Consider the following 18,920-nt stretch of genomic DNA (forward strand, 5'->3'; position numbering starts at 1 on the left):
AGTCCGGCCCGCGGTCACCGATACATCTTGACCATCGCGGCGCGGTGCCGCCGCCCAGGACGGGATACATTCCTGCCCATGCCGACCGCACCGTCGCCCGCCCGCCTGCTCCGCTGGTCCGCCGCCGCGGCGCTGGCACTGTTCGTACTGGTCGCGGGCCCGGCCATGGCCGACCCGCCGGAGCGGCTGCGTGATCAGGTCACCGACAATTCCGGCGCGCTCGACGCGGCCGGGCGGGACGCGGTGACGGCTGCGGTCGACAAGCTCTACGACTCGCGCAAGCTTCGGCTCTGGGTTGTCTTCGTCGCCGACTTCACCGGCGAGGAGGGGCCGCGCTGGGCCGAGGACACCGCGACCCTCAGCTCCCTCGGCGACCGGGACGTGCTGCTCGCCGTGGCGACCGTCGACCGCTCGTACGGCCTCTACTCGGCGGGCCTGCCGCAGGAGATCACCGACAACGAGTTCACCGAGCTGCGGGTCGACAGCATCGAACCCGCCCTGCGCGACCAGGACTGGGCGGGCGCCGTCGTGGCCGCGGCCAACGGCCTCGACGGTGCGATGGCGCCGAGCACGGTCTCCGCGCGACCGCTGCTGATCGGCGGCGCGGTCGTGCTCGTCGGCGGCGGCGGCGTGTACTTCTACACCCGCAAGCGCAGGCGCGACCGGGCCGAGGCGAGCATCGCCGCCGCGCGCGAGATCGACCCGAACGACACCGCGGCCCTCGCCGCCCTGCCGATCGACGCGCTCGACGCCCGGTCACGGGAAGTCCTCGTGGAGATGGACAACGCGCTGCGCACCAGCGCCGAGGAACTCGACCTGGCCCGCGGCGAGTTCGGCGACGCCCAGACCCAGCCGTTCACCACCGCGTTCACCACCGCCAAGCAAGCCCTCGCCCACGCCTTCACCCTGCGCCAGCGGCTCGACGACAACATCCCCGAGACGCCCGCGGAGCAGCGCGACCTGCTCGTCGAGCTGATCAGCAGCTGCGGCAAGGCCGACCGCGAACTCGACGCCCGCGTCGCCGAGTTCGACGGCATGCGCGACCTGCTGATCGACGCCCCCCAGCGACTCGACACGCTCACCCAGGAGATGGTCGCGCTGACCACGCGCCTGCCGGAGTCGGAGGCCACGCTGGCCCGGCTGGTCGCGGAGTTCCCGGCGCCCGTGCTGGCCCCGATCCGCGACAACGTCACCCAGGCCCGGCAGCGCCTGGCCTTCGCCGACCAGAACATCACCGCGGGCCGCGAGGCGACCGCACGACCGGCGGGCGAGCAGGGCGCGGTGGTCGCCGCCATCCGCGCCGCCGAGGGCGCCGTCGGCCAGTCCCGCACCTTGCTCGACGCCGTCGACCACGGCGCCGACAACATCCGCACGGCCATCGCGGGCCTGCCCGCCGCCATCGAGGACACCCGCGCCGACCTCGCCGCCGCCCGCGACCTGGCCGCCCACGGCGGCGAGCTGCTCGCCTCGGCCATGGAAGCCGCCGAAGCCGCCCTCGCCTCGGCCGAGGCCACCAAGGACACCAACCCCTTGGGCGCCTACACCGACCTCGCCGCCGCCGACGTCGAACTCGACAAGGCCGTCAGCACCGCGGCCACGGCGAAGGACCGCACGGACCGCCTGCGCCAGCAGGTCGACCAGACCCTCGCCACCGCCAGGGCCCAGCTGTCCGCCGCCACCGACTACATCGCCACCCGCCGCGGCGCCGTCGAGGCCGAGGCCCGTACGCGCCTGTCGGAGGCACAGCGGCACCTGGCCGAAGCCGAGCAGGCCACCGACCTCGCGGTCGCACTCCAACACGCCCAAACCGCCGCGGGCCTGGCCGCCCGCGCGTCCTCGGCGGCGGAGTCAGACGTCCGCGACTGGGAGAGCAGGCAGAACCAGTCCGGCTTCGGCGGCAACACCGGCGCGGTCCTTGGCGGCATCCTGCTGGACAGCGTCCTGCGCGGCGGCTTCGGCTCCGGCAGCCGGGGCGGTCGTTGGGGCGGTGGCGGCAGCGGCCCCGGTTCATTCGGCGGCGCGGGCAGCTCCCGCCGAATCGGCGGCGGCGGCCGCTTCTAAGCGCTGTCCTGCATTTGCTTTTGGGGACCGAAGGTCCCTGCATTTCCCCTGCACGAGGGAGCGCCCTCGCCGACGAAGAACGAACGAGTGCACAACGCGCGTCAACGAGACATGATCTGACTCAGCTCGTGCAGCAGCAGAGCAGCGCTCTCCGTCAGATAGTCTAGAAACCGTTGCACCGCAGGCGGTCGCGGCCTGCGGTCGACCACCGCCGCGTAGATCGCACGTGGGGATGCCTCATCGGCATGCAGACGCTTGACCAGAATGTCCGGTCGCAGTGCCGTCGCCGCGAGGCCGGGTACAAGCGTGATCCCCAGACCCGCCGCGACCAACCCCTGTTTCGCGGTCCACTCCTGCACGACGTAACGCACCGACGGCCGGAAACCCGACCGCAAGCACATGCCGATCAATGTGTCCTCGACAGTCGTAGACCCCGCGATCCAGCTCTCACCCGCCAACTCCGTCAGCCGCAGCGTCCGGCGCCCGGCGAACCGGTGGTCGGTGGGCAGCGCGACCAGCAGGGGATCGTCGAGAAGGTGGTGCAATGCCAGCCCCTCGACCGACCCAGGTGAGCCCGCGAGCACCGCCACATCCAGCTCGCCCGCGCGCAGCCTGCCGATGTGCGCCGCGGTGAGCCCGTCGGACAGCGACAGCTCCACGCGCGGGTGCGCGGCCTGAAACGCCGCCATCGCGCGCGGCACCAGCACCGCCTCCGCCGTGGCGAACGCGCCGATGCGCAGCCTTCCCGTGTCCACCTCACGCAACGCGGTCAGGTCGCGGCGGGCCGCGTCGAGCCGGTCGAGCACCGCGTCGGCGTGGCCGAGCAGGCAGCGGCCCTCATCTGTCAACCGGACGCCGCGTGGCACCCGGTCGAACAGCACCGCTGCCACGTCCTCCTCCAGTGCCGCGATCTGGCGGGACACCGCGGACTGGGTGTAGCGCAGCGACCTCGCCGCGGCGGTGAACGAACCCAGGACCGCCACCTCACGGAACACCGACAGCCTCACTATGTCCACAATGGATCCATTCTGATCTCGCATGGCGATCATGCGAAACCTTCGCTTGTCGCATGTCAGGGTTGAGCCTAACGTCAGCGGCATGCCCACTGTCGCGTTTCTGGGACTCGGCCACATGGGGGTTCGCATGGCGGCCAGGCTGGTCGCCGCAGGCCACACCGTGACCGTTTGGAACCGGACCAGCAAGCCACTCGTCGGCGCGACCGCGGCCGACACGCCTGGGGGTGCGGCGTCGGGCGCGGAGATCGTGATCACCATGCTCTCCGGGCCCGCCGCCGTCGAGTCGGTGCTGTTCGGCGAGAACGGCGCGGCATCGGCCATGCGCGCGGACACCGTGCTGGTCGAGATGTCCACGATCGGCCCCGACGCGGTCCGAGCCATCGCCGCCCGCCTGCCGTGCGCCATGGTCGACGCGCCCGTCGGCGGAAGCGTCGACAAGGCCGAGGCCGGGGAGTTGACGATCTTCACCGGCGGCGAGCCCGCCGACGTCGACCGCGTCGCCCCGGTTCTCGCCGCCATGGGCACCGTCGAGCGGGTCGGCGGCCCCGGCTCGGCCGCCGCGGCGAAGCTCGTGGTGAACACCGCGCTGATCGCCGGGCTCGCGCTGCTCGGCGAACTCCGCGAGTTGGCGGCCACCCTCGACGTGGACGCCGAACGGTTCCTCGCCGCGGGCCCGATGGGCGCCCTGGTGCGGCGGTCGGAAGGCAAGGGCGCTCACTTCACCATGGACTTGGCCGCTAAGGACCTCGCGCTCGCCGTCGACCACGGCGGCGACCTCCCACTCACCCGAGCCGCGCTGGCCAGGGCCCGTGCGGCCGTCCCCAACACCGGAGGCCGCGACGTCGGCGCGCTGGCCGACCCGACGAAGGCAGGCCGATGACCACGACGTTCCACAACCCGCCCACCGCGCCGCCCCCGGCCGCCGCCTACTCCAACCTGGCCGAGATCGACCTCGGCGGGCGCAGGCTGCTGATCCTGTCCGGCCAAGCCGCCCTCGACCACGATGGCGAAGTGGTCGGCGAAGACGACATGGCCGCCCAGACCGCGTTCATCTTCGACGCCGTCGCCGCCCTGCTCGCCGACCGCGGCGCGGGCTTCGCCGACGTGGTGAACATCCGCACCTACCTCGCCGACATGGACCGCCTCGCCGAGTACGGCGCGGTCCGCCGCACCTACCTCGGCGACACCCTGCCGACCAGCACGACGGTCGAGGTGTCCCGACTGTTCCGGCCCGGCCTGCTGCTGGAGGTCGACATCACCGCCGTGGTGTAGCGATCTTCGGACGGAGAGCGACAGAGAGGGGTACGGTTCGAGAATCGGTGTGGTCGAGGTGATTCCGATCAACAACCAGCAAAGATATCGGCGCCATGGCAGGCCCGTGGCGCGCGACAAGGCCGGGAACACGATCTGCAAGGTCGACGAGGTTCTCCGGAAAGCGTCCGTGCTCGCCGAGTGGAAGTTCCACACTTTCGTACAGGGCTCGGCCCGCAATCAGACGAACATCGAGGCCACGAGCGACGTCGATGTCGTGGTATGCGCCCACATACCAACGACGTACAATGATTGGCTGGAATTCCGTCAGGCTGTGTTCGGTGTCTTCAACGGGAAATCGCCCTTGGGGAAGCCGGAGCGGGCCCACAAGACGATCAAGCTCAGTGCTCGTGCGCCGCTGCTGGCGGTCGACCTGGTGGTGTGCTGCGAAGGTGAGCAGCCCGGTCAGCGCACCCCGCGTGCCGGTGACGGTGAACTGCCCGTCGAGACGCCGATCTTCTTCTGGTCTCTCGCGGCGGAGGAACCGATTCTCATGGAGAGTTATCCGCAGCTGCACGCGGCCGAAGTGGAAAGAATAGACAAGGAAACCGGCGGATTGTATCGAGGTGAAATCCGCCTCATCAAACGACTGTGCTCTTCCCTTAAAGCACCCATGCCGTCGTACTTGCTTGAGTGTGTAATCGGCAATGCGCCAGCGGGCTGCTACTCGGGCAAACTTTTCCGGACTCATCCAAAGATAGTCGACTGGCTCGGTGAGATGTCGGGAGGGCTTGCTTGCCTGTCGACCTTGGGCGGGCGCAAGACGATCAAGGCCAGTGCTTCGTCCACCGATCTGCTGAACCTCGAAGACTTCATCAAGCATCTTGTGAAGCATCCGGATCCGGATCAGCCAGAACAGTGGTACAGGAACAGGTACAGGGACGACGAATAGGCCGCTCCGATCGAGGCGAGGGTCGGTATGAAGAGCCCGGCACGGACTGTCCAAGTGACCGCGGTGGTCGTCAGCGGTCTTTATGCCGCTGTGCTGTTTCTGGCGGGTGTTCAACTCCAGGGCGGGATCAAACAAGGACTGGTCTACCTCCCGTCCGTGCTGGCCGTCTTGGTCGTGGTCTTCGACAAGTGGCTGTGGAAATGGGGCATGATCAAGAAGATCGTCCCCCGGCCCAGGCTTGACGGCACCTGGAAAGGCACCCTGGTCCCCGCTGAGGGCAGTCACATACCTGAAACCGGGAACTGGGGGCCGATAGCGGCCTACTTCATCATCGAGCAGAGCTTCTGGTCGGTGAACGTTCGAATGTTCACCGGTGAGAGTTCGTCGCACTCCCGGACTGCCATCCTGGAGAAGGCTCCAGGCGCGGACACATACACGTTTTCGTATACCTATGAGAATGTGACTCATGGAAGCAGTCGACACATAGGTGCGGGCGAGATACACGCCGCTGGGAGAAGGCCGCGGCGGCTGGAGGGCCAATACATCACTGACAGGTTCACCAAGGGCGACCTGGAGGTCCGGCTGGTGGACAGAGGCGTCGGGCACGGGTCGTACGCGGAAGTCGTAGAACACTGCAAAGACAAGTGACCTCTGCGGGCGAGAGTGGTCACTCTGTAGGGCTAATCCGGCCCGCCGATACACCTTGACCATGGTGTCGACGCTGTCCACCGACCACACTCGCGGCATGGCCGACACCCAGCAGACGCCGCTGATCGACCGTCACCGAGCGGTCCTACCGTCCTGGCTCGCGCTCTACTACGCCGACCCGATCGAGCTGGTGAGTGCCGAGGGCAGGCATGTCACCGACGCCGACGGGAAGACCTATCTCGACTTCTTCGCCGGAATCCTGACCAACGCCATCGGCTACGACATCGCCGAGATCAGCGACGCGATCCGGCGTCAGCTCGACTCGGGGGTCCTGCACACCTCGACGCTCTACCTCATCCGCGGCCAGGTGGAGTTGGCCGAGAAGATCGCCAAGCTGTCCGGCATCCCGGACGCGAAGGTGTTCTTCACCAACTCCGGCACCGAGGCCAACGAGACCGCGCTCATGCTGTCGACCCAGTTCCGTCGCAGCAACCAGGTCCTCGCGCTGCGCAACTCCTACCACGGGCGCGCGTTCGGCACGGTCGGCATCACCGGCAACCGGGGCTGGTCGGCCAGCAGCCTGTCGCCGGTCAAGGTCAGCTACGTCCACGGCGGCTACCGCTACCGCAGCCCCTTCGGCCACCTCAGCGACGCCGACTACATCCAGGCCTGCGCCGACGACCTGCGCGAGGTCCTCAACACCACGACCTCCGGCGACGTCGCGTGCATGATCGCCGAGCCGATCCAGGGGGTCGGCGGGTTCTGCGTGCCACCGGACGGGCTCTACAAGGCGTTCAAGGAGATCCTGGACGAGAGCGGGATCCTGCTGGTCTCCGACGAGGTGCAGACCGGGTGGGGCCGCACGGGCGAGCACTTCTGGGGCATCCAGGCCCACGGCGTCACGCCGGACATGATGACTTTCGCCAAGGGGCTGGGCAACGGCCTGGCCATCGGCGGGCTGGTCGCGCGGCCGGACGTCATGGACTGCCTGACCGCCAACTCGATCTCCACCTTCGGCGGCAACCCGATCGCCACGGCAGGCGCGAACGCCGTGATCGACTACCTGCTGGACAACGACCTGCAGGCCAACGCCGAGAAGCAGGGAATCCGGCTGTCCGAGGGACTGCACGACATCGCCCACCGGCACCCGGTGGTCGGCGACGTGCGCGGCAAGGGCCTGATGATCGGCGTCGAGCTGGTCGAGCCCGGCGGTAAGGCCCCCAACCCGACGGCCGCGGTGCGCGTGCTGGAGGAGACCAAGGCGCGTGGGCTGCTGGTCGGCAAGGGCGGCCTGCACAACAACGTCATCCGGCTCGCGCCGCCGATGACACTGACCGAGCATGAAGTCGACGAAGCGCTCGACGTCCTCAGCGAAGCGATCGCTGTCGCGGACGCCGCAGCGCAGGGTGGTGAGGGCTGATGCGCAGGATCAGTCACTGGATCGACGGCAAGCCGTGGTCGGGCGACACCGACCGGCACGGCGACGTCTTCGATCCGGCGACCGGCCAGGTCGCCGCCCACGTCGACTTCGCGGGGCCCACGGAGATCGAGGCGGCCGTCAACGCGGCCCGCGCGGCCTCCGTGGGGTGGCGGGACGCCTCGCTGGCGGCTCGAACCTCTGTCCTCTTCGGATTTCGCGAACTGCTCAACGCCCGAAAGCGGGAGCTGGTCGACCTGGTCACCGCCGAACACGGCAAGGTGACCGACGACGCGGCGGGCGAAGTGCAGCGCGCGATGGAGGCGGTCGAGTTCGCCTGCGGGGTGCCGTCGCTGCTCAAGGGCGGCTACAGCGAGAACGTCTCGACGAAGGTCGACGTCTACTCGCTGCGCCAGCCGCTCGGCGTGGTCGGGGTGATCTCGCCGTTCAACTTCCCGGCGATGGTGCCGCTGTGGTTCGTGCCCAACGCGCTGGCCTGCGGGAACACCGTGGTTCTCAAGCCAAGCGAGAAGGACCCGTCGGCGGCGAACCTCATCGCCGAGCTGTTCGCCGAGGCCGGGCTCCCCGATGGCGCGCTGAACGTGCTGCACGGCGACAAGGTGGCTGTCGACGGGCTGCTCGAACACCCTGACGTGCGCGCGATCTCGTTCGTCGGCTCCACCCCGATCGCCCGGTACGTCTACGAGACCGGCACCCGCCACGGCAAACGCGTGCAGGCGCTGGGTGGGGCCAAGAACCACATGGTCGTGCTCCCCGACTCCGACCTCGACCTGGCCGCCGACGCCGCGGTTTCGGCGGGCTTCGGGTCGGCGGGGGAGCGGTGCATGGCCGTGTCGGTCGTCGTCGCCGTCGACCCGATCGGCGACGAGTTGGTCAGCCGCATCCGCGATCGTATGGCCGTGCTCAAGGTCGGCGCAGGCACCCGGCCGGGCAACGAGATGGGACCGCTGGTCACCCGCGCCCACCGGGACAAGGTCGCGTCCTATTTGGACTCAGGCGAGGCATCGCTGGTGGTCGACGGCCGCGGCCACGAGATCGACGGGGACGCTGACGGCTTCTGGCTCGGGCCGTCGCTGTTCGACCACGTCGAGTCGGGCATGTCGGTCTACTCCGACGAGATCTTCGGTCCGGTGCTGTCGGTGGTGCGGGTCTCGTCGTACGAGGAGGCCGTCGCGCTGGTCAACGCCAACCGCTACGGCAACGGCACCGCGATCTTCACCAACGACGGCGGCGCGGCCCGGCGGTTCCAGCACGAGGTCGAGATCGGCATGGTCGGCGTCAACGTCCCGATCCCGGTCCCCGTCGGCTACTACTCCTTCGGCGGCTGGAAGGACTCCCTGTTCGGCGACACCCACGCCTACGGCCCGGACGGCATCCACTTCTTCACCCGCACGAAGGTCGTGACGAGCCGCTGGCTCGACCCGTCCCACGGCGGCGTGAACCTTGGATTCCCGCGCAACGTGTAGACACGCATCGTGCGGGCCATGGCCCACGTGGCCCGCGCGGTGTGTCAGCCGATCCGCTCCATCACCGACTTGGCCGCGTCGATCGGGATGCTGAAGCCGATCCCCACGCTGCCCGCCGCGCCGTCCTGGCCGGTCACGGGGGAGTAGATGGCGGAGTTGATGCCGATCACCCGACCCGCCGTGTCGAACAGCGGCCCACCCGAGTTCCCCTGATTGATCGACGCGTCGGTCTGGATCGCCTTGTAGGACGCCCCGCCCTTGCCGCGGCCGGGGATGCTGACGTCCCGATCGAGCGCGCTGACGATGCCCGTGGTGACCGTGCCCTGGAGCCCGGCCGGTGATCCGATCGCGATGACCGTGTCGCCGACCTGGAGATCGCCCGAGTCGCCGAGGACGGCCGGGGTCAGCCCACTGACGCCCTTGGCCTGCAGGAGCGCCAGGTCGGCGCCGGAGTCGGTGCCGAGGACCTCGGCGGTGGCCTTGCGGCCATCGGCGAAGGTGATCTGGATCTCCCGCGCGCCCGCGACGACGTGGTTGTTGGTCAGGATGCGCCCGTCGGTGGTGAGGATGACCCCGGAGCCGACCCCTTCGGCGTTGCCGCTCCGCACGCCGACTTGCACGACGCTCGGCATTACTTTGGCCACGATGTCGGACAGGTCGGTCGGGACCGTCGCACTGGCCGCTTGGGCGGTGGTGGGGGTGTTGAGGGCGGAGCCGGTGTCGGACCCGATGAACGCGCCCGCCACACCACCGAGCGCCCCCGCCCCGAGCACGGCCGCCGCGACGAGGGCGACCGCGCCCCGCCGGATCCGCTGGGCGGGCTGGGGTCGGTGGGGCTGCTGGGTGGGCCAGATCGAGTGGACTGGCTGGCCGGGCTGAACCGGCGTGCCGGGGACAGCGCCCATGCCCGGTTGGGGGTACTGGTTCATGCCTCCAACCTGCGCCCGCCACGTGAGAGAAACCTGTGCGCCTGCCAGGGATTCCCCAAGAAACTCATTGACCCGCGCTAAGGTAAGTTGTAGCTTACCGTTCGTGGTGACTTACCAAGCTGCGTTCGCCGCGCTCACCGATCCGACCCGGCGGGCGGTGTTCGAGTTGCTGGTCGACCGGCCCCGCGCGGTCGGCGAACTGGCGGCCGAGCTGCCGGTCAGCAGGCCCGCTGTGTCCCAGCACCTCAAAGTGCTCAAGGACGCGGGCCTCGTGGTCGACCGGGCCGAGGGCACCCGCAGGCGCTACCAGGTGAACCTCGCCGGGGTCGCGGCGCTGCGTGGGTATCTCGATCAGTTGTGGGACAAGGCGATGGCGGCGTTCGCCGAGGCTGTCGAAGAGGAGGAGCGATGACGCAGGGTACTGGGCTGAGCGTGGTGAAGACGATCACTGTGCGGGCCACGCAAGAGCGCGCGTTCACGGTGTTCGCCACGAGGATGGGCACCTGGTGGCCCGCCGATCACCATCTCGGCGAAACCGACTTCGCCGACGTGGTCATCGAGCCGCGCGTGGGTGGCCGCTGGTTCGAGCGCGGGCAGGACGGCGTCGAGTGTGACTGGGGGCGCGTGCTGGCCTACGACCCATATGACCGGTTTCTGCTGGCCTGGCACCTGCAGGGCGACTGGAACTACGACCCCGACTCGGCGCGGGCGAGCGAGATCGAGGTCCGGTTCATCCCGGAGGGCGCGACGACGCGGGTCGAGTTGGAGCACCGCGAGCTTGAGCGGCACGGTGAGTCCGGCGAGGAGATCCTGGCCTCGGTCAGCTCCGACAACGGCTGGATGCTCGGTCTGCGGGCCTACGCCGCCGTGGCGTCAGACGCGGTCGAGGACTAGGCGGTAGATCTGGCCCACGTCCTCTGTGGATAGCGCGGGGAGTGTCTGGCCCGCGCCGACGATGATCACGTAGAGCAGCTGGCTGACGTGCCGGGCCTCGGCGGGTGTGCGACCCGCGCGCAGGCACACCGACTCCAGGTAGTCCATTCGGGATTTGTCCACCTCGGTCAGCACGGCGGCGACGTGGGGGTCCCGCTGCGCCCACGCGCGCACCGCCGTCTCCAGGTTCTGCCGCCTGCCCGCCATGACCGAGGCGAGCAGCCGCTCCAGCGTCGCCTCCGGCGGGGCAGGCTCGGCTTCGGCGGCCTCGATGTGATGGCTGGTGTTGTCCTGTTGGAACCGCTCCAGCAGCGCTTGGTGGTAGGCGCCCATCCCGGCGAAGTGGTGGTAGAACGACCCCTTGGTCACCCCGAGTCGGGTCGACAGCCGCTCGATCGTCAGCGCCTGGGCGCCCTCGGCCGCCAGCACGTCCAACCCGTGGTCCAACCAGTCTCGCTTGCTTGCCATGTCTCCGCCGTTTCACTCGGGACGTGCCATACCGTATGGTACGTGCGGGTGGTCGATGGGGACTGGGGGTCCCTGTCGGCCACCCGATTCCCGGATAGGTTGTCCGCGTGACCAGTGAGACGACCTTTCTCCGCCTGCAGGCGCGTACCCAGCGCTTCACCCTCGGTTCCCCCCGCGAGTTCCGCGTCGCGCCGGACGGCGGCCACGTGCTGTTCCTGCGCTCGGCGGGCGGTGAGGACCGAACCCACATCCTATGGAAGCGGGACCTGACCACCGGAGCCGAGACCCGGCTCGGCGACCCGGCCGTCCTGCTCGGCGGCTCCGAGGAGCTGTCCGCCGAGGAACGCGCGCGCCGCGAGCGCAGCCGCGAACAGGGTGCGGGCGTCATCGGCTGCGCGACCGACGCGCGGGCCGAGGTGGTGGCCTTCGCGCTGTCCGGGCGGCTGTTCGTCGCCGACGCGCGCACCGAGCAGGCCAGTGAGGTGACGACGGCGACCCCGATCGTCGACCCGCGGCCGAACCCGACCGGCACCCACGTGGCGTATGTGGCCAACGACGAGCTGCGGGTCGTCGGCGTCGACGGCGCGGACGACCGCGCGCTGGCCACGCCGGAGGGCGAGGGCCGGGCGTGCGGCGTCGCCGAGTTCGTCGCGGCCGAGGAGATGAGCCGGTCGCGCGGCTACTGGTGGTCGCCGGACGGCACCCGGCTGCTCGTCGCGTTCACCGACAAGCGCGACGTTCAGCGCTGGCACATCGCCGACCCGGCGAACCCGGCCGCCGAGCCGTCGGTCGTGTCGTACCCGGCGGCGGGCACGGCCAACGTCAAGGTCAGCCTCGCGGTGATCGGCCTGGACGGCTCGAAGGTCGACGTCGACTGGGACGGCGCGCTGGAGTACCTGGTGACCGCGCACTGGTCGGCCGCCGGTCTGCCGCTGATCGCCGTGCAGTCGCGCGACCAGAAGACCGTCGAGACCCGCACGGTCGACCCGGACACGGGCGCGACCGAACTCGTGCACACCGACACCGACGACACCTGGGTTGAGATCGTCACAGGCGTCCCGGCGTGGACGCCGGACGGCGCGCTCGTCCGGGTCGAGGCCCACGACGGCGCCAACCGCCTGTTCGTCGGCGCCGAGGTGGTGTCGGGCGACCTCCAGGTCCGCTCGGTCCTCGACGTCGGCGACGACGTCCTGTTCACCGCGTCGGCCGAGGACCCAACGCAGGTCCACGTCTACCGCTCCGGCCCGGTCCAGGTGTCCACTGTGGATGGTGTGCACTCGGCCGCCCGCGGCGGCGACGCGACGGTGCTGACATCGTGGTCGCTGGACTGGTCCGGCCCCCGGATCACGGTGTCGCGCGGAGGCACGGCGGTCGGCGAGATCGAGAGCCTGGCCGTCACCCCGCCGCTCACCCCGAACGTGACGCTGATGAGCGTGGGCGAACGCGACCTGCGCGTCGCGGTGCTCTACCCGGCCGACCACGTCGCCGGGACGAAGCTGCCGGTCCTGATGGACCCCTACGGCGGCCCCCACGCCCAGCGCGTCCTGTCGACCCGCAACGCCTACCTCGGCCCGCAGTGGCTGGCCGACCAGGGTTTCGCCGTCGTCATCGCAGACGGCCGGGGTACCCCGGGGCGCGGTCCGGTGTGGGAGCGCGAGATCGCCTTCGAGCCCGCGGAGGTGACTCTCACCGACCAGATCGACGCCCTCCACGGCGTCGCCGCGGCGCACCCGGATCTTGACCTGACCAAGGTCGCCATCCGCGGCTGGTCCTACGGCGGCTACCTCGCGGCGCTGGCCGTGCTGCGCGCGCCAGAGGTTTTCCACGCGGCCATCGCGGGCGCCCCGGTGACGGACTGGCGGCTGTACGACACGCACTACACCGAGCGCTACCTGGGTCACCCGGACGAGCGCCCGGAGGTCTACGACCGGAACTCCCTGATCGACGACGCGCCAAAGCTGGACCGGCCGCTGCTGATCATCCACGGCCTCGCCGACGACAACGTCGTGGTCGCCCACGCCATCCGCCTGTCGAGCGCTTTGGTTGCCGCCGGCCGACCGCACGCGCTGCTCCCGCTTCCGGGCGTCACCCACATGACGCCGCAGGAGGATGACGTGGCGGAGAACTTCATGCTGATGCAGGTCCGCTGGCTGAAGTCCGCTTTGGGCGTTTGATCCGGTCGGCGGGGGCGGCTGTCGGCTGCCCCTGCCGGACGGCCTGATCAGGCTTAGGATTTCCGCGGACCGGCAAGTACCAAAGGAGATCCCGATGGCTTCCCTGCTCAACCCGTACATCAGCTTCAACGGCGACGCCCGCCAGGCGATGGAGTTCTACAAGGACGTCTTCGGCGGCACGCTCGAAATGAACACCTTCGGCGAGTACGGGGACCCGAGCGGTGACGGCGCCGACAACATCATGCACGGGTCGCTGAAGACCGACAGCGGCTACACCATCATGGGCGCCGACAACCCGCCCGGAGCCGCGTACAGCGCGGGCAGCAACATGTCAGTCAGCCTCAGCGGCGACGACGCGGAGGAACTGCGGGGCTACTACACGAAACTCGCCGAGGGTGGCACGGTCACCGTCCCCATGGAAAAGCAGATGTGGGGCGACGAATTCGGCATGCTCACCGACAAGTTCGGCATTGGATGGATGGTCAACATCACCCAGGCCTGAGCCCTCACTCTTGCCAGGTGACACAGGTGGGGCGTTTCCCGCCGCCTTCGAGGAGCTCTTCCATGGCTTGACGGATCAAGCCGAGCGGGACCTCGGAGTCGGCGGGAAAGTCGTGACCGGTGCCGAAGTAGGCGAACTCGACGCCGTTCGGATTGACGTGGTCGCCGTGGCTGTATCAGGTGCCGTGACCGGTGTAGCGAAGTGCCGCGCGCGCGTTCAACACCGACAGTGTGATCGGTCCAGCACCCGGTGGTCTTGCCGTTGAATTGGTGATGATGACCTCGGCGGACGGTAGGCCGTCGGTGCCTTCTTCCAGGGCTTCGGCTACCTCACCTGGTGTCGTGGGCATGCGACGGCCAGGAGTCCGGGGGACCAGGTCGACGTCGGGATGGTGAGGGTCCCCGTGTCAGGGTTCTTGGAGTCGCGGAGGCGGACGGAGGTCGCGTAGGCGACCTCCACGCAGTCCGCCTTGGTGCCGCTGCTGAAGCTGGACTTTCGCCACTCTCCGTGCATGGTGTTTCAGCTCCGATCGAAGTCAGTCGCCAACCTGGTCAGAAGATTCACTGAATCGGTGGAACCCAAGGACACCTTCAACAGGTGTTCCGCGTTGTCTCGGAACAGCTTCACATCATCTGGATGGTCGAGGAACCCCGACGTCTCGTGCGGCTCCACGTAGACGACAGGCGGAGCTTGGGCGAAGCCGAGCAGCTTGTAGTAGCCGGGATTGTGGTAGCCGCCGTGCCGGAACGGGATGATCCGGATGGAGATGTTTGGCGATTTCGCCCGGTCGACGAGCCAGCGCAGCTGGTCGGCCATGACGAAACAACCCCCATATGCGCGCCGGAGTGCTGCTTCGTCGAGGATGGCCGTGTACATCGGAGCCGCCAGTTTGGACAGCACATTCTGCCGCTGCATCCGCGCCTTCGCCATGGCCTGTTGTTCGGACTCACTGAGGTAACCCGTAGCCATGATCGCTCGCGCGTACTCGTGGGTCTGGAGGAGGCCGGGTATCACTGACGGCGCGAAGTTCACTATCGACCTAGCCTCCGACTCGAAGTCACCAAGCGCCTTCACCACTGGGTCGAGACGGGGAGAGCGCTCCAACCATCCTGGCGAGTGGACCTCGTCCACCATGGTCAAGATTCGCTTCTGTTCGCTGCCCACTACGCCGTAGGTGGCCAGTAGGCCTGCGACCTCGGCGATCGTCGGCACCCGTTTGGCGTTCTCTGTGCGGTTGAGGGTCGTGATCGAGGTGCCGATGCGTTTGGCGGCGGCTCGGGTGGTCAGTTCGGCGCGTTCTCGGAAGGTGGTCAGCTCGGTGGCCAGCGCACGCAGGCGCGCGGGCAGTCGGTCGCTCATGTGTTCATGAGATCAGTTGTCGGACAAATCGCGATCGACACCAATGGATGAGGTATATCAGGGTGTGAAACGCTGTCAGTGAGGCGAACTAGGAGGGCCATATGTCGAGGTGGGGCATCACGTTGCCGTTGACCGGCGTCCCGTTGACCGCGCACCGGGAACTGGTCCGTGAGCTGCCTGACCTCGGCTACACCGACGTCTGGACCGCGGAGACCGCTGGGACCGACGCCTTCACCCCGCTGGCCCTGGTCGCCGAGTGGGCGCCGACCCTCCGGCTGGGCACCGCCATCGTGCCCATCTACACCCGCGGCCCCGGCCTGCTCGCGATGAGCGCCGCCACCATCGCCGAGCTCGCGCCGGGGCGGTTCGTCCTGGGGATCGGCACGTCCTCGCCGACCATTGTGGAGGGGTGGAACGGGGCCGAGTTCGCGCAGCCGGTTCAGCGGACCAAGGACACGCTCCGGTTCCTTCGCAAGGCGCTGGCCGGCGAGAAGGTCACCGAGCAGTACGACACGTTCTCCATTCAGAAGTTCAAGCTGGAGCGCACGCCGTCGCCCCCGCCGGAGATCTTCCTCGCGGCGTTGCGGCCGGGGATGCTCAAGCTGGCCAAGCGCGAGGCCGACGGCGCGATCACCAACTGGCTCGCGCCGGGTGACGTGCCGACGGTTCGTGCCGAGACTGGGGACGACCTGGATCTCGTCGCCCGGATCTTTGTCTGTCCGACTAACGACGCGGACGCCGCGCGTGGGCTTGGCAGGCTCCTGATCAGCAGTTATCTCACAGTCCCGGTCTACGCGGCCTTCCACGACTGGCTCGGCCGGGGCGAGATCCTCAAGCCCATGCACGACGCGTGGGCCGCGGGCGACCGGATGGGGGCCAACGCCGCCATCCCCGACTCCGTGGTCGATGACCTGATCGTGCACGGCACCCCCGACCAGTGCCGCGACCGTGTCGCCGAATATGTCGCGGCCGGACTGACAACGCCGGTCATCGCGGTGCTGCCGACAGGGGCCGACCCGGCGGAGACCGTGCGGGCACTGGCGCCCCGGTGACCAGGCCGGACGGCACCGAACTCGCGACCGACCACGCACTGCGCGACCTTGTCACCGTCGCGCTCGACGCGCTGGCCGAAGGGGTGCTCAAGCGTGGTGGGCCGCTGCCCGCGGGCGGCCCGCGAGCCATTCGCGCGCCCATGCCCGACCAGGGGGTCGGGCCGGTCGACGCGCTGGTCGAGCTGACGCGCTTCCTCGCGCACGGTTCGGCCGACCCCGCCGACCCGGCCTGCGCCGCGCACCTGCACTGCCCACCGCTCGCGGTGGCGGCCGTCGCCGATCTGGTGGCCAGTGCGCTCAACCCGTCGATGGACTCCTGGGACCAGGCGCCCGCGGCGAGCGCCATCGAGGAACAGCTCAGCCACGAGCTGGCCCGACTCTGCTACCCGGCCGCCGACAACCCCGACGCCGTGGTGACCACCGGCGGCACCGAGTCCACTTTGTACGGTCTGCTGCTCGCGCGGGAGAACATCGGTCGGGTCCAGCCGGTCTGCGGCCGCAACGCCCACCACAGCGTCGCCCGCGCCGCCTGGGTTCTTGGTCTGCCGCAACCGATCCAGGTCGACTGCGCCGGCGACCGAATGGTCCCCTCCGCGCTGGCCGACGTGCTGGCGACCATCGACGGTCCCGCCGCTGTCATCGCGACCGCGGGCACCACCAACACCGGCGCCATCGACCCGCTCCCCGAGATCGCCGCGCTGAGACCGGCCTGGCTGCACGTCGACGCGGCCTACGGCGGCGGGCTGCTGTTCAGCACGAGACGGCCGCTGCTCGCCGGCATGGACCAAGCCGACTCCATCGGTCTCGACCTGCACAAATTCGGCTGGCAGCCGATCGCGGCAGGTGTGTTCGCAGCGAAGTCCGCTCGGTCTCTCGCCGCGCTCAGCGTCCGCGCCGACTACCTCAACGCCGCCGACGACGCCGAAGCCGGACTCCCCGACCTTCTCGGCCGCTCGCTGCGCACCTCCCGCCGAGCCGACGCGTTCAAGATCGCCGTCACCCTGCGCGCCCTCGGCCGCGACGGTGTCGGCGCCATGGTCGACCACTGCTGTGACACCGCGACCACCGTCGCCGACGCGATCCGCGCGCACCCCGGCCTGCGGATCTGGGGCGAGCCGACGCTCTCAACGATCCTGCTGCGCCCGCTGGTCGCCGACCAGGTCGAGACCGAGTTGGGCCTCGAAGCGGGCAACGCGATGGTCGCTGCCGTACGCCGCGACTTGCTCGACAATGGCACCGCGGTCATCGGTCGCGCCACCGTCGCTCCCTCCACTCTGGATGGTTGGGATGGCCGGGAACGCTTGTGGCTCAAGCTGACTCTCTTGCACCCCCATGCCACCGCAGCCGACTACGCGCCGGTGCTAGACCTGATCGCGGGCGGGTGCTGATGCTGGACCTCGTCGGCGTCGGGATCGGCCCGTTCAACCTCTCCTTAGCCGCGCTCGCCTCGGCGACCGACTTACGCGCGCGGTTCTTCGACCGCGCACCAGAGTTCCGCTGGCACCCCGGCCTCATGATCGACGGCACCACCATCCAGGTCCCCTTCCTCGCCGACCTCGTCACCCTGGTCGACCCCACGAGCCCGTTCTCGTTCCTCAACTACCTGCGCGACCGCGACCGCCTCTACCCGTTCTACTTCGCCGAGCGCTTCCATATCCCGCGCGCCGAGTACGACGACTACTGCCGCTGGGCCAGCGAACGCCTCGACTCCTGTGCGTTCGGCGCCGAGGTCGAGCGGATCGAGTGGTCCACAAAGGACAACGCGTTCGCGGTGACCACCTCGACCGGTGCCGTGCTGAGCCGATCGGTGGTACTGGGTGTCGGGACCGCGCCCGTGCTGCCCGAACCGTTGCGGGGACTGGACAACGTGGTCCACTCCGCCGACTACCTCGTCGCCCGCGACAAGCTGGTCGACGCCGGTGACGTCACGGTCGTCGGCTCGGGGCAGTCTGGCGCCGAGGTGTTCCTGGACCTGTTGCGGCGCAGGGAATCGGGCAGGCTGCGGTGGCTCACCCGAACGTCCGCCTTCGCGCCGATGGAGTACTCCAAGCTCGGTTTGGAGCAGTTCACCCCTGACTATGTTCGCTACTTCCACGGCCTCGACGCGCCCACCCGCGACCGGCTCGTGCCCGCCCAGTGGCAGCTCTACAAAGCCATCAGCGCCGAGACCATCGACGCCATCCACGACGAGCTCTACCAGCGCACCGTCGGCGGCGGCTGGCCTGAGGTGACGCTCGCGCCGGGCACCGAGGTCGTCGCCGCGCGGCCGGGCCTGGAACTCACCGTGCGACACGGCCAGCAGGCGACCACGACCGAACTCCGCACCGACGCCGTCGTCTGCGCCACCGGCTATGTCGAACGCGACCTCGGCCCATTGCTGGCCGACGCGGCCTGCCGCGACGATTCCGGCAGGCTCCAGGTCGACGCCGACTACCGGCTCCGGCTGCGCCCGGGCATCACCGGCGCGGTCTACGTTCAGAACGCCGAGCGCCACACTCACGGCGTCGGCGCGCCCGATCTCGGCCTGGCCGCCTGGCGGTCGGCCACCATCGTCAACGCCGTGTGCGGCCGGGCGGTCTACCGGCTGCCCCAGCGCACGGCGTTCACCACGTTCGGGTTGTCGGAGGGAGCGTTGTGACTCGCGGTGCGCAAGCCTGGCGTGAGGCCGGGG

General features: G+C 69.3%; 19 protein-coding genes and 1 pseudogene. 14 read left to right on the plus strand and 6 right to left on the minus strand.

All coding sequences use genetic code 11. The features are described from left to right. The first annotated feature begins 78 nt into the window (after positions 1-78). Positions 79-2,061: a TPM domain-containing protein gene (locus tag BN1701_RS04500; protein WP_054045768.1), complete on the plus strand. Its 1,983-nt coding sequence runs from the start codon at positions 79-81 to the stop codon at positions 2,059-2,061. A gap of 101 nt (positions 2,062-2,162) precedes the next feature. Here the strand turns inward: BN1701_RS04500 and BN1701_RS04505 are convergent, their stop codons facing one another. After that, positions 2,163-3,077 (minus strand): LysR family transcriptional regulator, encoded by a 915-nt coding sequence (locus tag BN1701_RS04505; protein ID WP_054045770.1) that lies wholly within the window; start codon positions 3,075-3,077, stop codon positions 2,163-2,165. Positions 3,078-3,159: 82 nt separating this feature from the next. Between BN1701_RS04505 and BN1701_RS04510 the strand changes: the two genes are divergently transcribed. The 6 genes from BN1701_RS04510 (at position 3,160) to BN1701_RS04535 (ending at position 8,832) form a co-directional block, all read left to right on the plus strand. Beyond that, positions 3,160-3,957, plus strand: a complete 798-nt coding sequence (locus tag BN1701_RS04510) for an NAD(P)-dependent oxidoreductase (protein WP_067520516.1) — start codon at positions 3,160-3,162, stop codon at positions 3,955-3,957. After that, entirely contained in the window at positions 3,954-4,349 is a 396-nt protein-coding gene (locus tag BN1701_RS04515; protein WP_054045774.1) for a RidA family protein, read from the plus strand. The genes BN1701_RS04510 and BN1701_RS04515 overlap by 4 nt, the downstream gene beginning before the upstream one ends. A gap of 49 nt (positions 4,350-4,398) precedes the next feature. Then, positions 4,399-5,280 (plus strand): hypothetical protein, encoded by an 882-nt coding sequence (locus BN1701_RS04520; RefSeq protein ID WP_054045776.1) that lies wholly within the window; start codon positions 4,399-4,401, stop codon positions 5,278-5,280. 54 nt (positions 5,281-5,334) lie between these two features. Then, positions 5,335-5,928 carry a hypothetical protein gene (locus BN1701_RS04525; RefSeq protein ID WP_054045778.1) on the plus strand — a complete coding sequence of 198 codons (594 nt, stop codon included), beginning with the start codon at positions 5,335-5,337 and terminating at the stop codon, positions 5,926-5,928. A 61-nt stretch (positions 5,929-5,989) separates the two neighbouring features. Continuing rightward, complete coding sequence (locus BN1701_RS04530; RefSeq protein ID WP_369800491.1) at positions 5,990-7,348, plus strand: aspartate aminotransferase family protein; 1,359 nt, start codon at positions 5,990-5,992, stop codon at positions 7,346-7,348. Further along, positions 7,348-8,832 (plus strand): CoA-acylating methylmalonate-semialdehyde dehydrogenase, encoded by a 1,485-nt coding sequence (locus tag BN1701_RS04535; protein WP_054045780.1) that lies wholly within the window; start codon positions 7,348-7,350, stop codon positions 8,830-8,832. Before BN1701_RS04530 ends, BN1701_RS04535 begins: the two co-directional genes overlap by 1 nt. A gap of 44 nt (positions 8,833-8,876) precedes the next feature. Here BN1701_RS04535 and BN1701_RS04540 read toward each other — a convergent pair whose 3' ends face one another. Beyond that, complete coding sequence (locus BN1701_RS04540; RefSeq protein WP_054045782.1) at positions 8,877-9,761, minus strand: S1C family serine protease; 885 nt, start codon at positions 9,759-9,761, stop codon at positions 8,877-8,879. 103 nt (positions 9,762-9,864) lie between these two features. Here BN1701_RS04540 and BN1701_RS04545 point away from each other — a divergent pair, with 103 nt between their 5' ends. Further along, positions 9,865-10,173, plus strand: a complete 309-nt coding sequence (locus tag BN1701_RS04545) for a helix-turn-helix transcriptional regulator (RefSeq protein ID WP_054045784.1) — start codon at positions 9,865-9,867, stop codon at positions 10,171-10,173. After that, complete coding sequence (locus BN1701_RS04550) at positions 10,170-10,655, plus strand: SRPBCC family protein (RefSeq protein WP_054045786.1); 486 nt, start codon at positions 10,170-10,172, stop codon at positions 10,653-10,655. The genes BN1701_RS04545 and BN1701_RS04550 overlap by 4 nt, the downstream gene beginning before the upstream one ends. Here BN1701_RS04550 and BN1701_RS04555 read toward each other — a convergent pair. Next, entirely contained in the window at positions 10,635-11,162 is a 528-nt protein-coding gene (locus tag BN1701_RS04555) for a TetR/AcrR family transcriptional regulator (protein ID WP_067520518.1), read from the minus strand. The two genes, BN1701_RS04550 and BN1701_RS04555, sit on opposite strands and share 21 nt — an antisense overlap. A 107-nt stretch (positions 11,163-11,269) precedes the next feature. Here BN1701_RS04555 and BN1701_RS04560 point away from each other — a divergent pair, with 107 nt between their 5' ends. After that, positions 11,270-13,336 carry a S9 family peptidase gene (locus BN1701_RS04560; RefSeq protein ID WP_054045790.1) on the plus strand — a complete coding sequence of 689 codons (2,067 nt, stop codon included), beginning with the start codon at positions 11,270-11,272 and terminating at the stop codon, positions 13,334-13,336. Between the two features lie 94 nt (positions 13,337-13,430). Next, positions 13,431-13,838 carry a VOC family protein gene (locus tag BN1701_RS04565; RefSeq protein ID WP_054045791.1) on the plus strand — a complete coding sequence of 136 codons (408 nt, stop codon included), beginning with the start codon at positions 13,431-13,433 and terminating at the stop codon, positions 13,836-13,838. 4 nt (positions 13,839-13,842) lie between these two features. Here the strand turns inward: BN1701_RS04565 and BN1701_RS38065 are convergent. The 3 genes and pseudogenes from BN1701_RS38065 to BN1701_RS04575 form a co-directional block, all read right to left on the minus strand. Next, positions 13,843-13,995 (minus strand): annotated as a pseudogene (locus BN1701_RS38065) (Imm1 family immunity protein); the annotation flags it as partial. A 167-nt stretch (positions 13,996-14,162) separates the two neighbouring features. Continuing rightward, the gene (locus BN1701_RS04570) at positions 14,163-14,351 is read right to left on the minus strand and encodes a DUF397 domain-containing protein (protein ID WP_054045793.1); all 189 of its coding nucleotides are present in this window, start codon (positions 14,349-14,351) and stop codon (positions 14,163-14,165) included. Positions 14,352-14,357: 6 nt separating this feature from the next. Then, on the minus strand, positions 14,358-15,197 hold the full coding sequence (locus BN1701_RS04575; RefSeq protein WP_054045795.1) for a helix-turn-helix transcriptional regulator: 840 nt from the start codon (positions 15,195-15,197) through the stop codon (positions 14,358-14,360). Positions 15,198-15,298: 101 nt separating this feature from the next. Here BN1701_RS04575 and BN1701_RS04580 point away from each other — a divergent pair, with 101 nt between their 5' ends. Genes BN1701_RS04580 through BN1701_RS04590 form a run of 3 tightly spaced genes read left to right on the plus strand, consistent with a single transcriptional unit; the run spans position 15,299 to position 18,887 of the window. Next, on the plus strand, positions 15,299-16,249 hold the full coding sequence (locus BN1701_RS04580; RefSeq protein ID WP_054045797.1) for an LLM class F420-dependent oxidoreductase: 951 nt from the start codon (positions 15,299-15,301) through the stop codon (positions 16,247-16,249). Next, entirely contained in the window at positions 16,246-17,637 is a 1,392-nt protein-coding gene (locus BN1701_RS04585) for a pyridoxal-dependent decarboxylase (RefSeq protein WP_054045799.1), read from the plus strand. Before BN1701_RS04580 ends, BN1701_RS04585 begins: the two co-directional genes overlap by 4 nt. Continuing rightward, positions 17,637-18,887, plus strand: coding sequence for a lysine N(6)-hydroxylase/L-ornithine N(5)-oxygenase family protein (locus BN1701_RS04590; protein ID WP_054055614.1), 1,251 nt, complete (start codon positions 17,637-17,639; stop codon positions 18,885-18,887). The genes BN1701_RS04585 and BN1701_RS04590 overlap by 1 nt, the downstream gene beginning before the upstream one ends. Positions 18,888-18,920 lie beyond the last annotated feature (33 nt).

Origin of the sequence: Alloactinosynnema sp. L-07, assembly GCF_900070365.1 — a bacterium.
Taxonomy (GTDB): domain Bacteria; phylum Actinomycetota; class Actinomycetes; order Mycobacteriales; family Pseudonocardiaceae; genus Actinokineospora.

Bases quoted from the DNA above. Each gene is read 5' to 3' on its own strand.
- BN1701_RS04500 (WP_054045768.1), top strand. From the start codon at position 79: ATGCCGACCGCACCGTCGCCCGCCCGCCTGCTCCGCTGGTCCGCCGCC.
- BN1701_RS04510 (WP_067520516.1), top strand. From the start codon at position 3,160: ATGCCCACTGTCGCGTTTCTGGGACTCGGCCACATGGGGGTTCGCATG.
- BN1701_RS04515 (WP_054045774.1), top strand. From the start codon at position 3,954: ATGACCACGACGTTCCACAACCCGCCCACCGCGCCGCCCCCGGCCGCC.
- BN1701_RS04530 (WP_369800491.1), top strand. From the start codon at position 5,990: ATGGTGTCGACGCTGTCCACCGACCACACTCGCGGCATGGCCGACACC.
- BN1701_RS04535 (WP_054045780.1), top strand. From the start codon at position 7,348: ATGCGCAGGATCAGTCACTGGATCGACGGCAAGCCGTGGTCGGGCGAC.
- BN1701_RS04540 (WP_054045782.1), bottom strand. From the start codon at position 9,761: ATGAACCAGTACCCCCAACCGGGCATGGGCGCTGTCCCCGGCACGCCG.
- BN1701_RS04550 (WP_054045786.1), top strand. From the start codon at position 10,170: ATGACGCAGGGTACTGGGCTGAGCGTGGTGAAGACGATCACTGTGCGG.
- BN1701_RS04555 (WP_067520518.1), bottom strand. From the start codon at position 11,162: ATGGCAAGCAAGCGAGACTGGTTGGACCACGGGTTGGACGTGCTGGCG.
- BN1701_RS04565 (WP_054045791.1), top strand. From the start codon at position 13,431: ATGGCTTCCCTGCTCAACCCGTACATCAGCTTCAACGGCGACGCCCGC.
- BN1701_RS04570 (WP_054045793.1), bottom strand. From the start codon at position 14,351: ATGCACGGAGAGTGGCGAAAGTCCAGCTTCAGCAGCGGCACCAAGGCG.
- BN1701_RS04575 (WP_054045795.1), bottom strand. From the start codon at position 15,197: ATGAGCGACCGACTGCCCGCGCGCCTGCGTGCGCTGGCCACCGAGCTG.
- BN1701_RS04580 (WP_054045797.1), top strand. From the start codon at position 15,299: ATGTCGAGGTGGGGCATCACGTTGCCGTTGACCGGCGTCCCGTTGACC.
- BN1701_RS04590 (WP_054055614.1), top strand. From the start codon at position 17,637: ATGCTGGACCTCGTCGGCGTCGGGATCGGCCCGTTCAACCTCTCCTTA.